The sequence below is a fragment of the Exiguobacterium sp. HVEsp1 genome, from assembly GCF_002009685.1.
In the GTDB taxonomy this organism is placed as follows: Bacteria; Bacillota; Bacilli; order Exiguobacteriales; family Exiguobacteriaceae; genus Exiguobacterium; species Exiguobacterium profundum.
In genome coordinates this window covers 1,266,073-1,281,223 of the sequence record NZ_KV917367.1, presented here as the reverse complement: position 1 = coordinate 1,281,223, position 15,151 = coordinate 1,266,073, and the positions used below count along the sequence as shown (strand labels likewise).

Here is a 15,151-nt window from a genome sequence, read left to right as displayed (position 1 = left end):
GTAGAGAACGCCTAGAAAATGGAAATCTTCATAAAAATAATTAGGAGGACACTTATGAATCATTTATTACTGATCCACACCGGCGGTACTATCGCCATGTCACAATCCGGCACAGGACACGTCGAACCGAGCGATGTCAATCCAATCGACGCCACCCTTCCGAAAGCGACGGATATTGCTCACATTACAACAAAGCACTTTTCAAATATCCCGTCACCTCACATGACTCCAGAGAAGATGCTTGAATTGGCACAGTTCATCCAACGTGAACTGACACAAGACACGTATGACGGGGTCGTCATCACGCACGGTACCGATACATTAGAAGAGACGGCTTACTTCTTACAAATCACGCTCGGTGCGCCTGTCCCAATCGTGTTGACAGGTGCGATGCGGTCCTCGAACGAGGTCGGTTCGGACGGGGAATTTAATTTAATCACAGCGCTTCGCGTCGCCAAGAGCGAAGCGGCTCGTGGAAAAGGCGTGCTTGTCGTTTTCAACGGTGAGATCCATTCGGCATTTAACGTGACCAAAACGCACACATCTTCAGTCGACACATTCAAGTCTGTACACTTCGGTAACGTGGGTATGGTCACAAAGGACCACGTACTCATCTATAGCCAACCGGCGACGAGACAGCCGAAAATGATTTCGTCCATTTCAAAACGTGTAGCCGTATTGAAAGTCGTCGCAGGCATGGAACCGGATTTACTCGAATCTGTAATCACGCTTGGATACGACGGACTCGTCCTCGAAGTGTTAGGACAAGGGAATGTTCCGCCGTCCCTCTTATCCGCACTCGAACATTTAGTCAAAGAGATTCCCGTCGTGATCGTCAGCCGTTGCTTCAACGGAATCGTTCAAGATGTTTACGGTTACGATGGGGGTGGCAAACAACTGAAAGAGATGGGTGTCATTTTTTCAAACGGATTGAATTCACAAAAAGCTCGTTTACGACTTCTCGTTGAACTCGAGTCCGGCTCATCCCAGTCAGTCATGGAACATAGTTTTAGTTTCCAGCAATAACCTTGCGCAACTGCGCCCCCTTCCCTACAATGAGCAAAGAGGTGATATTCAGTGAACAAACAAGCAATTATTGTAGGTGCCGGGCCATGTGGCCTCTCGGCCGCCATCGAACTCGAGAAGATTGGAGTCTCTTGTACGGTGATTGAGCGTGGGAACATCGTCGACGCCATCTATCGGTACCCGACGCATCAAACGTTCTTCTCGTCTGCGAGCCTGCTCGAAATCGGAGACATTCCGTTCATATGTAAGGATTTGAAGCCACGTCGTCAAGATGCACTCGTCTATTATCGAGAAGTCGTCACACGTACTGGTTTAAACGTTTACCCGTTCGAAACGGTCGAGTCGGTCGATAAAAAGAATGACCGGTTCGTCGTGACATCGAGACATGAACGACGTGGTGAAACCGTTCGGGAAGCGGACTATGTGATATTGGCAACAGGCTATTATGGTCGCCCTCGTCTGCTTGACGTGCCTGGCGAAACGTTGCCGCACGTCCATCACTATTTCAACGAGGCACATCCTTATTATCGACAACACGTCACGATCATCGGTGGGAAAAATTCCGCTGTCGATGCGGCAATCGAACTCGAAAAGGCCGGTGCCTATGTGACGGTGCTCTATCGAGGTGATTCGTATAGCCCTTCCGTCAAACCATGGGTCCTCCCAAACTTCGACTCACTCGTCCGTCATGAGAAAGTTCGAATGGAGTTTGAGGCGACAATCGAACGCATCACCGATGATGGAGTTTACTACCGTCAACATGGCGAAGAGAAACATGTCTATGCAGATCATGTCTTCGCGATGACCGGTTATCAGCCCGACCACCACCTGTTCGAAAGTGCAGGCATTGCGATCGATGAAGAAAGTGGTATCCCGACGTACGATGAAGAAACGTTTGAAACAAATGTCGAACACCTCTTCATTGCTGGCGTGGTCGCAGCCGGAAACGATGCGAACAAGATCTTCATTGAGAACGGTAGATTCCACGGCAAGGCGATTGCCGAAGCGATCGCAAATCGTATTAACGTATAAAAAAGTTCGGTCAACTTGAGTTGACCGAACTTTTTTTGATTAGACCCACCCACGGAAACGTGAGGCTTCCGCCATTTTGCGTACACCGACCATGTAAGCGGCGAGACGCATATCGACTTTACGGGCCGAAGATGTATTGTATACCGTATTGAACGAGTGAACGAGTACTTTTTCAAGTTTCTCCTCAACTTCTTCTTCCGTCCAATAGTAACCTTGGTTGTTTTGTACCCATTCGAAGTATGACACCGTAACCCCACCACTTGACGCCAACACGTCAGGCACGAGGAGAATTCCACGTTCAGTCAAAATTTTCGTTGCTTCGTTCGTCGTCGGACCGTTGGCCGCCTCGACCACGATCGATGCTTTGATCGCATCCGCATTGTCTTCTGTAATTTGGTTCTCGATCGCAGCCGGAACCAAAATATCACAATCGAGCTCTAACATTTCTTTGTTTGAAATCGTATTTTTAAACAATGTCGAAATCGTACCGAATGAATCGCGACGATCTAACAAGTAAGGGATGTCGAGACCGTTCTCATCATGGATGGCTCCATACGCGTCACTGACTGCAATGACTTTCGCCCCTGCATCGTACATGAATTTAGAAAGGAAACTTCCCGCGTTTCCGAATCCTTGGACGACGACCCGTGCACCTTTCAATTCGATTCCGCGACGGAGTGCCGCTTCACGAATCATGATGGCCACGCCTTTTGCCGTCGCTGTCTCACGACCATGCGATCCACCAAGAACGAGCGGTTTTCCTGTAATGAATCCAGGTGAGTTGAATTCATCGATGCGACTGTATTCATCCATCATCCATGCCATGATTTGTGAGTTTGTGAACACGTCCGGAGCCGGGATATCTTTTGTAGGTCCAACAATTTGACTGATGGCCCGGACGTATCCGCGACTTAAACGTTCGATTTCACGGAAACTCATCTCGCGTGGGTCACAGACGATTCCGCCTTTCCCACCACCGTAAGGCAAGTCGACGATTCCAGCTTTTAAACTCATCCATACTGATAATGCTTTGACTTCTACCTCCGTTACGCTCGGGTGGAACCGAATTCCCCCTTTAGTCGGTCCGACCGCATCATTGTGTTGAGCGCGATAGCCTGTGAAGATCTTCGTTGAGCCATCGTCCATGCGAACAGGGATCCGAACGGTCAGCATGCGAAGCGGTTCTTTTAATAACTCGTACATCTCATCTGGATAGCCGAGTTTATCTAAAGCTTCGTGAATTACCTCTTGTGTCGATTCCAAGATGTTTTTTCGTTTTTGATGACCTTTTTCTTGATCCGTAATCATGAAGGTTTCCTCCCCTAAATTGTCAATTCTCCCCCAAGAATTAACCTCGTATTCGTTTAAAAGTATAGCTGATACGCGTTCAATTTGAAAGGGCTTTTCAAAAATAATGAAAGCGTTTTCTCGATGGATGACGTGATCCAGATGTCTTACTTCGCTACGCGCTCAATTGCGAGCTCGATAAAGCGTTCCAATAGCTCACCGTACGAGATTCCGACTGTCTTTGCACTATCCGGAAACAGGCTAAGCGGCGTCATGCCCGGTAGCGTATTCGTCTCTAAAATGTAGGCTTTGCCTTCTTCTGAAACGAGGAAGTCAGAGCGCGAATATCCTGAACAACCGAGCGCGCGATGCGCCAGGACTGCCGCCTGTTGAACCTCTGATGTCAAATCGTCCGAGATTTCAGCCGGACAGACATGAATCGAACCACCTTCCGTATACTTCGATTCATAGTCGTAAAATTCATTTTTTGGAATGATTTCAATGACAGGAAGAGCCTCTTCTTTCCCGAAGTTCCCGATGACGGGAACTGTCAGCTCTTTCCCTTTGATGTACTGTTCAACAAGTACCGCTGAATCACAAGCAAACGCCTTTTCAATTCCTTCACGTAACATCGCTTCGTCCATGGCAATCGTCAGACCGTTCGACGATCCTTCCTGCGCTGGTTTGACGACACATGGGAATTCCATCCCCCACTCAGCGACTTTTGCATCGATCGATTCCCGTGACTCGATTAAGACGTCACGCGCGACGCGGATCCCGGATGCCGCGAAGATGATCTTCGCTCTCGCCTTGTCCATCGCCAGTGCAGATGCCAAGACACCTGATCCCGTGTAAGGAATCCCAGCCATTTCTAATAACGATTGCACACGACCATCTTCACCATACTTCCCGTGCAACGCACTGACGACGACATCGACGTCCATCGTTAATAACTCGTTTGCACGTTCCGGATGAAAGTCAATGGACGTGACCTCATGACCACGTTCCGTCAACGCTTCTATCATTCCTTGCCCGCTCGTGAGGGATACCTCTCGTTCTCCTGACACTCCACCATATAAAACAGCGACTTTCATTCCAATCTCTCCTTCAACTAACTACTGAAAATTCAAGTCTAATCATAACACGGACATCCTAAAAACAATAGGAACAGAAAAGTAAAAAAAGCCGTACTCATGCGAATGCATCGTACAGCTCTTTCACGGCTTGTTCAGTTTGAATCGTCTTTCCGTATTCCATCATAACGTACGGGCTGACCGTAGTCGTCTTGCCGTACTCGGACAAAATGGCCGCGAGTCGTTCTTCTACCTGCGAAGGAAGCACTTCAACGAAGTGAAGATAGTAACGACCATTGTAATGATAAAGCGTCCCACCCTGCTCGGTTTCATGTATATGCGGGAACAGACGAATCGAGGCGTTGATCACATCTTCAATGTCATCGAACTGATAAATCAAATGATGGATCACGTCAATCGTCAATCGAATCTCGACCTGTTCGACATCGAGCTCAGCAATCGCTTCACCTTTTTGAACATCGATGACGAGTCCATCGCGAGGAAACATTGTCACATTCAAATCAACCGCTCCTTGCGGTGAAAATCCGTACTCACTTTCTGCTGTTTCAAGAAGTTCTTTCCACAGCTGCTGACCGTTTTCCCCCACGATCGTATCGATGGCGATTCCACGTAACGAGAGCTCATTCGCAGTCACATATACACGAAGATGTTCTTTTGTTTGTTTTTCAAATCTCAATCGAAAACCTCCAGTGAATAGTCAATCCTAATAATAAGCTACTCCCGTTTTCATCCCGTGTCAAATAGTTGATAACCATTTTGTCCACTCTTCAGGAGTGTCGCCAAGAAATGACCCATTGAATCGACCTCTCTCCAGGCTGACCGCATATCCACCTGTACCAATTTTTAAGTCAGGATGCTCGTTTTGAATATAATCCATCGCCTCTAACAAGTTCGGAATATGCTCAGTCAACGTACATGCGAAGATGAGACAAGACGTGTCGATATCATGTAACGCTTTACTCAAATCTTCTTTCGGGAAACCCGCTCCCAAAAAGATGACGTCGTATCCATGTTGACGCAAATAGAGCGTGACAAACAATAATCCGATCTCATGCATCTCCCCAGGTGCACAGACACAAGTGATACGTGGCAGGAAGGGGTTCATCGGCATCTGAAGGGACAGCGTCGAAAGTCGCGCTCGTAAAAATGCCGTGGCGAAATGCTCGTGGGCAATAGTAATCGAGCCATTCTCCCATCGTGAACCGATTTCCATGAGCAGTGGCCCAATCACATCCTTCGTCACTTTTTCAAAACTGAACGTATTAAACGCACGATTGATCAAATCATGAGCTGTCCGTTCATCAAATGAGAGCAACGCATGGAGCAGCCCGTCTTTCAATTCTTCATCGTATAGTTTAGCCGTTGTCGGTTCTGGTTCAGGCGCTTGATGAAGTTGTTGAATGGCTTGTGAGACAGAAAGCCCTTCTTTCTGCTTGTTCACGACCCATTTGATTTTTTCAACATCCTGATCTGAATACAGGCGGTGACCGGATTCCGTTCGGCTCGGCACGATAAACTGATAGCGACGTTCCCAAGCGCGAATGGTCGTCGGATTGACGCCTGTCAAGGTCGCCACGGTCTTGATGGAGTATTTCGGCATCTCCGCCCTCCTCTCTTACTCGATCTTATGATATAAGTATATCCTCAACGCAAGAGGTTTACCCCTTTTATTGTGCAATCGAGAATTTTTTAAGAATAAAAAAAGATGCGAACTCTGTTCGCACCTAGTTTAAAATATGGCGTGTCGCCCGATATATATGAAAATGAGAATAATCGCTAGCATGGCGAAGGTTAATGTCATCGCCAACGGGCGCTTCATCCAGTTATCATTTAACTTCCTCTTCCGTTCGCCCTCTTGCCTCTCAGCTCGAGACGGCAACGTGTCCGCCAATTGCTCGCGTAAAGAATCCGCCTGATTCCGATGTCGCAACGTATGCCCTCCTTTACCTTTTTTATCATTTTACTATGATATTATTCAAAGGAAAAGATTTGCGTCAACCGAATTTTCCATTCTGTCACATTTTTTCGGACGATTTGCGGTGTATCCGGGAACGGAATCGGCCCACAAACATCACAGCATTCTTCTTGGTCGACCGTTTGTTCGGAAAAATAACGAAGCAAGTAATCGCGTCGGCATGTCCGGATGAGGGCATAATCCATCATCTGTCCGAGTTGACGATACCGATCACGCTTTCTTTCCTTTACCCAATCGAGTGCTTCTTGAAGCGAACGTTCTGTCAACAATTGCTTCAGCAGGAGAAACTTCGGGTCTTCTTCATTCATGCGTAACAACCTTGGTAGTTGCGCGAACGACGTCCCGTTCTCACGTTCAAAATAGGCTAGTCGCATGTCCTCGTCTTTCGGGTACTGTCCGTCGATTAAAAATTGCTGGATGCGTTCGTCGCCATCGGCATATAGAAGGACCGCGAATGCGGGTTGTCCGTCACGCCCCGCTCGTCCGATTTCCTGCATGTATGCCTCGACTGTTGCCGGCAACTGAAAATGAACGACAGAACGGACGTTGTCTTTGTTCACACCCATCCCGAACGCACTCGTGCATACCATGACCGACACTTCGTCCCGTAAAAACTGGGACTGCACGAGTCGCCTGTCTTCCGTAGACATGCCTCCATGGTAAAACAATGCATCCTCTAGCTCAAAGGCTAACGCCTCTGCCTCGCGACGGGTCGCCGTGTAAACGACTGCAGGTTTGGGAATCTCTTGAATCAACTCTTTCAATCGCTCAAGTTTCTTCTCTTTTTCCAACCGTTCAACCAACAATCGGATTTCCGGACGATTGGCAGAGTGGACGAATTGTTCAGGTGAGAACAGTGCCAGCTTTTCAATGATGTCCTGTTTCACGCCTTCTGGCGCCGTCGCCGTGACCGCCATACACTGGGGGCTCCCAATCTGTTTTCGCAACTCACCTAAACGCGCATACTCAGGACGGAACTCATGCCCCCATTGTGAGATACAGTGCGCCTCGTCAATGACGAGCATTTGAATTTTCACATTCGCCAGAGCACGCGTCACATAAGGAACGGCCAATTGTTCAGGTGAAAGATATAAAAAACGGTAACGTTTCAAATGGTTGATGATGTCCTGCTTCTCTTCAGCCGATTCCATCGACGTCAAACGAGCGACACCACGCTCTCCCCGTTCTCGTATATGCAGCATCTGGTCCTCAATGAGTGAGAGTAATGGCGAGACAATCACCGTGAGCCCTTGATTTTTAATATAAGAAGGAAGTTGGAACGTCAGCGATTTTCCCGCCCCCGTCGGCATGACGGCCAATACATCCTGCCCTTCGATCACGGCATGTATGATGTCGTGTTGTCCAGGGCGAAACGATTCATACCCGAACACTCGTTTTAATGTCGCTTCATACAAAACTCTCACCTCGTTTCAGTCTGGCGAAGACAAGTCGAATTTGAAAATAACTGACACGTCCCATTTTCTCAAATACCGGTTTCAACGCCCAGCTATCCGGATGCCGCAACTCTTCAATCGTGACCACATCCTCCATCGGTACAAATTGTTCGAGCGGGAAGACTTCTAAATACATCGCCATCTCGACGACATGGTCTTCAATCGTACTCGTACGTAAACGCCGTTTCGCTTGAACCTGTTGGAACGTGTATCCCTTTAAGAACAACTCATATGACTCACGTGCTGAATAGGTCATCCGGTCCGTCGATAAGCCGTACGTAAATCCCCGTAGTTTGGCATCATCCGGCAAGACCATTAACAGTTCGTTCCATCCGGCCAAAAAATACAAACGAGCCGTCTCGGCATCAACATGAAGCAGGCTGGCGATTTGTTCGTACGTCAGACCCGTCTCAAACGCTCCTGTGAATCGATAGACGACGGCCGTCGCATACGGGTCCCCGATTTGTTCAAGTGCTTGTTCAATCTCTTGATGAAACGTTCGCATGAGCGCTTTCCAATCCCGATCAAGATGTAACAACTGCTTGACCCATTGCTCTGCTGGACGATCGGCTTGTACCGGATAGAATGTCCGGGCATGTTCTTTTGACATGAACGTCTGCACGAACAAACTCAAGCGTTTCCACGTGGTCGCGTTAAAATCACGGCGTTCCCCGCCCAACCGATTGAATAGTTGCTCGACCGATTCTGGTGAAGCCAGCATTTCTCCCGCCTCTGTCAATCTGAATCGTTTACGGTCGAGCCATCCTCGTTTCTCAAGTTGTTTCAGGACAGATTCATACGAATAAGTCGTTTGTGGAAACTGTCCAAAAAGAGGCTCTAAGTCATAAAAAAATGCGTCCTGTAGCGTCGTGGCCGAGCGCTTCCCATTCAGGACATGGTAGAGACTTCGCTCACTCCGTTCTCCATTTAATCGTTTAATGGCCAGCAGAAGAACTCCATCCGCTAAATGAACCAAATCGTCACTTCCTTAAAAAAATCATTATCCTACCAAAAAGACGCTCGTTTCCTCATTGAAATAATTGGGTATGTAGACTACAATTACTCATAGTCAGTAGAATGATTTCTAAGAGAAACGAACCGTTTGGAGGGTTATTATCATGGCAAAATTTACAATCGTCGATAAAGATACATGTATCGCATGCGGAGCTTGCGGCGCAGCAGCACCAGATATTTACGATTATGATGATGAAGGTCTTGCGTTCAACTTGATGGATGACAACACAGGTACTGTTGAAATCCCAGATGAGCTATACGAAGACATGATGGATGCATTCGAGGGCTGTCCGACAGACTCGATCAAAGTAGCGGACGAGTCGTTTGACGGCGACGCTTTAAAATTCGAATAATCGTGAAAGACATATCGGTCCTGTGACTGATATGTCTTTTTTGTGTTTTCGCATGTAACCGAGTCTAATCATGACATCTCTAGACAAGTATATCAAAAAAGGTTGTTTGGCTTAAGCACCAAACAACCTAGACGAAATGGACATATGTCCTATCTCGAATTAACGTTTCCCTTTAATATATGGGATACCGACTGACTTCGGCGCATCCGCACGACCAACGAGTCCAGCGAGAGCGAGAATCGTGAGGGCGTATGGTGCAATCAAGAGCAAGAGTTGCGGCACGTTATTGATGACCGGCAAGTTGCTTCCGATGATCGAGAGGGCTTGAGCGAATCCAAAGAACAATCCGGCACCAAGCGCACCGAGCGGATTCCATTTACCGAAAATCATTGCGGCAATCGCCAAGAACCCTTGACCAACGATGGTCGTTCCGCTGAAGTTCGTCGTGACCGTCACAGCATAAACCGCTCCGGCAAGACCACCAAACGCACCAGAGAGCATGACGCCCATGAAGCGCATTTTCGTGACGTTGATTCCCATCGTATCAGCCGCCATCGGATGTTCTCCGACCGAACGAAGACGAAGTCCAAACGGCGTCTTGAAGATGACGAACCACACAACGAACGCCAAGGCGATCGCAACGAACGACGTGTATTGGACGTTGATAAAGAACATCTTCAACACGGGAATATCGGATAAAAAGGGTACATTTTCTTTTGCGATCCGGTACTCGATAAAGTCGGTCTGTCCTTTGTTGTAAAGAACACGTACGACGAAGATGGCGAGACCGATAGCGAGCATGTTGATCGCCACCCCGAGAACCGTCTGATCCGCACGCCAAAGGATGGCAGGAACGGCCAAGAAGAGGGAGAACAACGCGCCGACGACCATGGCGACAAGCAAGGCAATCCATGGGCTAGAGGCACCAACACCTAAATCAGTCAAGGTGAGCGTCGTGATGATTCCTGTCGCGGCACCGATGACCATGATTCCTTCAAGGGCGATGTTGACGACACCAGAACGTTCACTGAAGATTCCACCAAGTGCTGCGATAATGAGTGGAGTCGCATAGGCAAGCGCAACCGGTACGACGATATAAAGGACTTCTAAGAAGTTCATTTTTTCTCCACTCCTTTCTTACGATTTCCTTTAAGTTTCTCAACGACATAGTTGATCGCATATCCAGACGCTACAAAGATGACGATGGCTGCGATGATGACTTTGACGAGCTCAGATGGTACGTTCGCACCGAGCTGCATTGCCAATCCACCGATGTTCAACCCTGCGAAGAGAATCGCTGCTAGAATGACCCCAATCGCGGTGTTCGCACCAAGAAGGGCGACGGCAATCCCGTCAAATCCGACACCAGTGAACGATGCCGAGAGGGTCATACTGCCGAATGTTCCGAGACCTTCCATCGCACCAGCGAGACCGGCGAACATACCAGAGATGACGAACGATAGGACGATGTTACGGTTGACGCTCATCCCTGCGTATTGTGATGCATGTTTGTTGAATCCGACGGCACGTAACTCATAACCGAGTGTCGTACGTTGAAGGATATAGTAGTACACGATTGCCGCAAGTACTGCGACAAGCACACCCCAGTGAAGACGTGAATACGTCGTCAACTCTTGGAGCCATGGCGAGGCGAGAGACGCCGAGTCGTTGATTGACTCTGTACGCTCGTTCGTTACGCCGATAACGCTACGCAATATCGCGTTCGTCGTGTATAGCGCGATATAGTTCATCATGATTGACGTGATGACTTCATGCACGTAAAACTTCGCTTTCAAGAATCCAGGAACGAACGCCCAAATCGCAGCTGCGACCATTGCCGCGAGGAGCGCGAGCGGTAAATGGATGAACATCGGTAAGTCGAAGTTAATCCCTACATAAACGGCTGCGACCCAGCCGATCAACACTTGTCCTTCTACCCCGATGTTGAATAGTCCTGTACGGAAGGCGAATGCAACCGCAAGACCCGAGAAGATGAGCGGGGCTGCAGCACGTAATGTTTCACCGACGGCATACGGACTACCAAACATTCCTTCAAATAACGAGATAAACCCTTGAACCGGGTCGTACCCACCAATCAACATGACGATAGCCCCGACGAGTAGTCCTAAAATGATGGATAGGAATGGAATGAGAAGTTGGTTTAAACTTAATTTTTTCATTCTGTTTCGTCCCCTCTCTTACCGCCGGCCATCAAGAAGCCTAGCTCTTGCTCCGTCGTCTCTTTCGGATCACGAATCCCTACAATTTTTCCTTCGTAGAGAACAGCGATACGGTCGGATACGTGTAAAATCTCATCAAGTTCAAACGAGATGAGTAAGACGGCGCGTCCTTTTTCACGTTCTTTAATAAGCTGCTCGTGAATAAATTCAATCGCACCTACGTCGAGACCACGAGTCGGTTGAGCGGCGATGAGTAAGTCTGGTGAGCGATCGACTTCACGTGCAATGATTGCTTTCTGTTGGTTCCCTCCCGAGAGAGCACGCGCTGGAACATCAATTGATGGAGTTCGGACGTCAAACTTCTCAATCAACGCCTTCGCCTTCTCAGCCACAGCTTTATAGTTCATGAGACCTCGTTTCGAGAACGGTTCTTTATAGTACGTTTGAAGTACCATGTTGTCACGAATCGAGTAGTCAAGAACAAGTCCGTGTTTATGACGATCTTGCGGGATGTGTCCGATCCCTGCCTCGGTCATCTTACGCGGCGTGTGTCCTGTGACATCTTTTCCGTTGAGCAACACTTTACCAGACTCCGGCTTTTTCAAACCTGAAATGGCTTCAATCAACTCCGTCTGACCATTCCCGTCAATTCCGGCAATTCCAAGTACTTCTCCAGCACGAATCTGTAAATCCAATCCTTCAACGACTTTCAAACCGCGACCATCTTTGACGACGAGGTTTTGAACGTCGAGAACGACTTGTTGTGGATCGGCTTTCGAATATTCTGCATCAAAGTTTACTTCGCGACCAACCATCATTTCAGCTAAACTGTCTTCATTTACCGTCTCGTCGACCTCGACCGTTCCAATGTAGCGTCCACGACGAATGACAGTACAGCGGTCCGCAACTTGCATGATTTCCTTCAGCTTGTGCGTAATCAAGATGATCGACTTACCTTCAGCAATCAGACGTTTCATAATTTGGATAAGTTCTTGAATCTCTTGTGGTGTCAACACTGCCGTCGGTTCATCAAAAATCAGAATATCTGCTCCACGATAGAGCGTCTTCAAGATTTCAACACGTTGTTGCATGCCGACTGAAATATCTTCAATCTTCGCATCAGGATCGATTTTAAGTCCGTATTGCTCTGAAATGTCCATGACCTTCTTCCGAGCTGTGGCGCGATCAATTGTGACCCCACTCTTCGGTTCAAGACCCAGAATGATGTTTTCAGTGACTGTGAATTTTTCAACCAACATAAAGTGTTGGTGGACCATTCCAATTCCAAGTTCGTTGGCGATGTTCGGATTTTCAATATCCACTTTCTTTCCGTGTACGCGAATCTCTCCACCTTCAGGCTGATAGAGACCAAATAACACGTTCATGAGCGTTGATTTCCCGGCCCCGTTTTCTCCTAAAAGCGCATGGATTTCACCTTTACGCAATTGGAGTGTGATATTGTCGTTCGCGACGAACGTACCGAACTCTTTGCGAATATTTAGCATTTCAATTACATATTCCAAGGAAGTTCACCCCTAACTTTAAGTAAAGGGAGACCACGTGGGTCCCCCCTATACTCAAATGAATTATTTTACGTTTTTCATGAACTCTTCGAACTCAGCGTCAGTTGCTGGTGCAACAACATCACCATCGATGATTTGTTGACGATACTCATCAACTTTAGTGAGCACGTCTGCAGCAACGTTTTCTTCAGAAGTTGGTGCGATTCCTACACCTTCATCTTTAAGTGAGAATTCAACCACTTCACCAGCTGGGAACTTACCGTCCATTGCCATTTTCGACACTTCGAGTGTCGCTGTATCTACACGTTTAACCATTGACGTAAGAGTAACGTTCTCTGGAAGACCTTCTTCGTACTGGTCACGGTCAACCCCGATGACCCAAACTTCTTCACCGTTTTTCTTACGGTTTTTCGCTTCAGTGAATACACCTACACCTGTACCACCAGCTGCGTGATAGATGATATCAGATCCTGATCCATACATACCTGACGCAATTGCAGTTCCTTTTTCAGCTGAGTTGAAGTCTTCAGCATATTTTACGTCGATTGTCGCATCAGGGTTTACAGCCATTACACCAGCTTTAAATCCATTTTCAAACTTCTTGATTAAGTCTGATTCTACTCCACCGATGAAACCAACTTTATCAGTCGTCGTTGTAAGACCAGCTACTACACCTACGAGGAATGAACCTTCTTGTTCCTTAAACGTGATTGAAGCAACGTTCGGTGCATCTACAACCGAGTCAACGATTGCAAAGTTGTTATCAGGGAATTGTTCTGCAACTTTTCCAATATCCTCTGCCATCAAGAAACCGATTCCGTAGATCAAATCAAATTGATCACGTGCCAATTGTTGCAAGTTAGGCTGATAGTCTGCTTGTTTTGCTGATTGAAGATATTTGTATCCTTCGTTTTCAGTTAAGCTATTTTCTTCACCAAACTTTTTCAAACCTTCCCAAGCTGATTGGTTGAATGACTTGTCATCAACACCACCAGTATCCGTGACCATTGCAACTTTGAAGTCGCTACCTTCTCCGCCTTCACCGTTTGAAGATGAGCCTTCGTTGTCATCTCCACCGCATGCTGCGAGTACTGTAGAGAGTGTGAGTCCTGCTGCTAAAGCTGAGAGAATCGTTTTCTTTTTGTTCATCATCGTCGTGTTTCCCCTTTCGGTTCATAACAATTTTTGTTGTCATGTTATCAGTAGTCTTTACACCGGTATAAGAAAGCGCTTTCACGCTATTACCCAAAAATAACTCTTCCGTCCAGAAACTGCTCGTTTAAACTCGTTTACGTACGACATGGAAGTCGAATCGATCAGCACGGAAAAAGTTGGCCGAATCGAGTAATGGTAAATCACTCTCATCATAATGCAATTGTTTTAAAGCGAGTAACGGTTGGTCCGTCTGAAGTTGTGACGAGATTTCAGCGCTGACACTCGGTTCGATGTGCGTGATCGCATAAGCGACTCGACGTCCTACCTCTTTTTCGAGAGAATCAAACAGAGATTTCCCTTCAGTCAATGCCTCAGGATTCGAGACGAGATGGGCCGGCACTTTATCGACACAATACACAACCGGTGTGTCGTCCGCATATCGAATTCGTACAATTCGATAAATCGGTGAGTTCGGCTCAATCTTGAGACGCTCGGCTTCTCTCTCTGTTGCCAACACTTTCTCGGCCACCAATACTTTCGTTCCTGGTGTCATCTTTGCTCGTGTGATCATGTCAGTGACACTGAACAATTCCTCAATTCCTGACGTGAATGGCGGTTTAGAACTGATAAATGTTCCTACCCCATGCTTTCGCACGACAAATTTCTCATCTTCGAGAATCCGGAGCGCTTCGCGAAGTGTCGCTCGACTGACTCCAAGTTGCTTCGAAAGTTCAAATTCTGAAGGTAACTTCTCCCCTTCACGATAGACACCAGCGTCGATATCTTGCTTAATTTTCTCAATCACTCGAAGATAGAGCAATCGATGATCGAGCTTAATCGACATTGGCCTCACCACCTTTAATTTACTTACCAGTGCTCAGACATCTGACGTATGAATGTCCTTGCCAATATTAAGTATAGGGATTCGAGAATTAGAACGCAATAGTTTTTGTTCGGAATCAAGGAAATATTTTTTCGGAACATGCCGAACCGTACCTTTGAGTCCAATTTACTCATTTTCATCCCCATTGAAAAACTTTTGTAAAATGTAAACGTTA

15 protein-coding genes are annotated in these 15,151 nt (G+C 47.3%); 3 read left to right on the top strand and 12 right to left on the bottom strand.

What is annotated here, in order from left to right; all coding sequences use genetic code 11:
- Nucleotides 1-54 precede the first annotated feature (54 nt).
- The gene (locus BV910_RS06575; protein WP_015881455.1) at nucleotides 55-1,026 is read left to right on the top strand and encodes an asparaginase; all 972 of its coding nucleotides are present in this window, start codon (nucleotides 55-57) and stop codon (nucleotides 1,024-1,026) included.
- A 51-nt stretch (nucleotides 1,027-1,077) separates the two neighbouring features.
- Nucleotides 1,078-2,058 (top strand): YpdA family putative bacillithiol disulfide reductase, encoded by a 981-nt coding sequence (locus tag BV910_RS06570; protein ID WP_078146736.1) that lies wholly within the window; start codon nucleotides 1,078-1,080, stop codon nucleotides 2,056-2,058.
- 39 nt (nucleotides 2,059-2,097) lie between these two features.
- Here the strand turns inward: BV910_RS06570 and BV910_RS06565 are convergent, their stop codons facing one another.
- The 7 genes from BV910_RS06565 to BV910_RS06535 form a co-directional block, all read right to left on the bottom strand.
- On the bottom strand, nucleotides 2,098-3,366 hold the full coding sequence (locus tag BV910_RS06565; RefSeq protein ID WP_015881453.1) for a Glu/Leu/Phe/Val family dehydrogenase: 1,269 nt from the start codon (nucleotides 3,364-3,366) through the stop codon (nucleotides 2,098-2,100).
- Nucleotides 3,367-3,512: 146 nt separating this feature from the next.
- The gene (locus tag BV910_RS06560; protein ID WP_078146735.1) at nucleotides 3,513-4,439 is read right to left on the bottom strand and encodes a D-alanine--D-alanine ligase; all 927 of its coding nucleotides are present in this window, start codon (nucleotides 4,437-4,439) and stop codon (nucleotides 3,513-3,515) included.
- Between the two features lie 97 nt (nucleotides 4,440-4,536).
- Entirely contained in the window at nucleotides 4,537-5,115 is a 579-nt protein-coding gene (locus BV910_RS06555) for an adaptor protein MecA (RefSeq protein WP_015881451.1), read from the bottom strand.
- Between the two features lie 60 nt (nucleotides 5,116-5,175).
- Entirely contained in the window at nucleotides 5,176-6,039 is an 864-nt protein-coding gene (locus tag BV910_RS06550) for a MerR family transcriptional regulator (protein WP_078146734.1), read from the bottom strand.
- A 129-nt stretch (nucleotides 6,040-6,168) separates the two neighbouring features.
- Nucleotides 6,169-6,369, bottom strand: a complete 201-nt coding sequence (locus BV910_RS06545; RefSeq protein WP_015881449.1) for a hypothetical protein — start codon at nucleotides 6,367-6,369, stop codon at nucleotides 6,169-6,171.
- A 41-nt stretch (nucleotides 6,370-6,410) separates the two neighbouring features.
- A complete protein-coding gene (locus BV910_RS06540) occupies nucleotides 6,411-7,838 on the bottom strand; it encodes a RecQ family ATP-dependent DNA helicase (RefSeq protein WP_240499808.1) in 1,428 nt (475 codons plus the stop codon).
- Entirely contained in the window at nucleotides 7,822-8,844 is a 1,023-nt protein-coding gene (locus BV910_RS06535) for a YpbB family protein (RefSeq protein WP_015881447.1), read from the bottom strand. The genes BV910_RS06540 and BV910_RS06535 overlap by 17 nt, the downstream gene beginning before the upstream one ends.
- Before the next feature lie 142 nt (nucleotides 8,845-8,986).
- Between BV910_RS06535 and BV910_RS06530 the strand changes: the two genes are divergently transcribed.
- The gene (locus BV910_RS06530) at nucleotides 8,987-9,235 is read left to right on the top strand and encodes a ferredoxin (RefSeq protein WP_015881446.1); all 249 of its coding nucleotides are present in this window, start codon (nucleotides 8,987-8,989) and stop codon (nucleotides 9,233-9,235) included.
- A 159-nt stretch (nucleotides 9,236-9,394) separates the two neighbouring features.
- Here BV910_RS06530 and BV910_RS06525 read toward each other — a convergent pair whose 3' ends face one another.
- From BV910_RS06525 to BV910_RS06505, 5 genes are all read right to left on the bottom strand, one after another.
- Nucleotides 9,395-10,354 (bottom strand): ABC transporter permease, encoded by a 960-nt coding sequence (locus tag BV910_RS06525; protein WP_015881445.1) that lies wholly within the window; start codon nucleotides 10,352-10,354, stop codon nucleotides 9,395-9,397.
- A complete protein-coding gene (locus tag BV910_RS06520; RefSeq protein ID WP_047795404.1) occupies nucleotides 10,351-11,415 on the bottom strand; it encodes an ABC transporter permease in 1,065 nt (354 codons plus the stop codon). The genes BV910_RS06525 and BV910_RS06520 overlap by 4 nt, the downstream gene beginning before the upstream one ends.
- The gene (locus BV910_RS06515) at nucleotides 11,412-12,938 is read right to left on the bottom strand and encodes an ABC transporter ATP-binding protein (protein WP_078146732.1); all 1,527 of its coding nucleotides are present in this window, start codon (nucleotides 12,936-12,938) and stop codon (nucleotides 11,412-11,414) included. Before BV910_RS06515 ends, BV910_RS06520 begins: the two co-directional genes overlap by 4 nt.
- Nucleotides 12,939-13,001: 63 nt before the next feature.
- Nucleotides 13,002-14,087, bottom strand: coding sequence for a BMP family lipoprotein (locus BV910_RS06510; RefSeq protein ID WP_078147920.1), 1,086 nt, complete (start codon nucleotides 14,085-14,087; stop codon nucleotides 13,002-13,004).
- Between the two features lie 130 nt (nucleotides 14,088-14,217).
- Nucleotides 14,218-14,937 carry a GntR family transcriptional regulator gene (locus tag BV910_RS06505; RefSeq protein WP_078146731.1) on the bottom strand — a complete coding sequence of 240 codons (720 nt, stop codon included), beginning with the start codon at nucleotides 14,935-14,937 and terminating at the stop codon, nucleotides 14,218-14,220.
- Nucleotides 14,938-15,151: the final 214 nt, after the last annotated feature.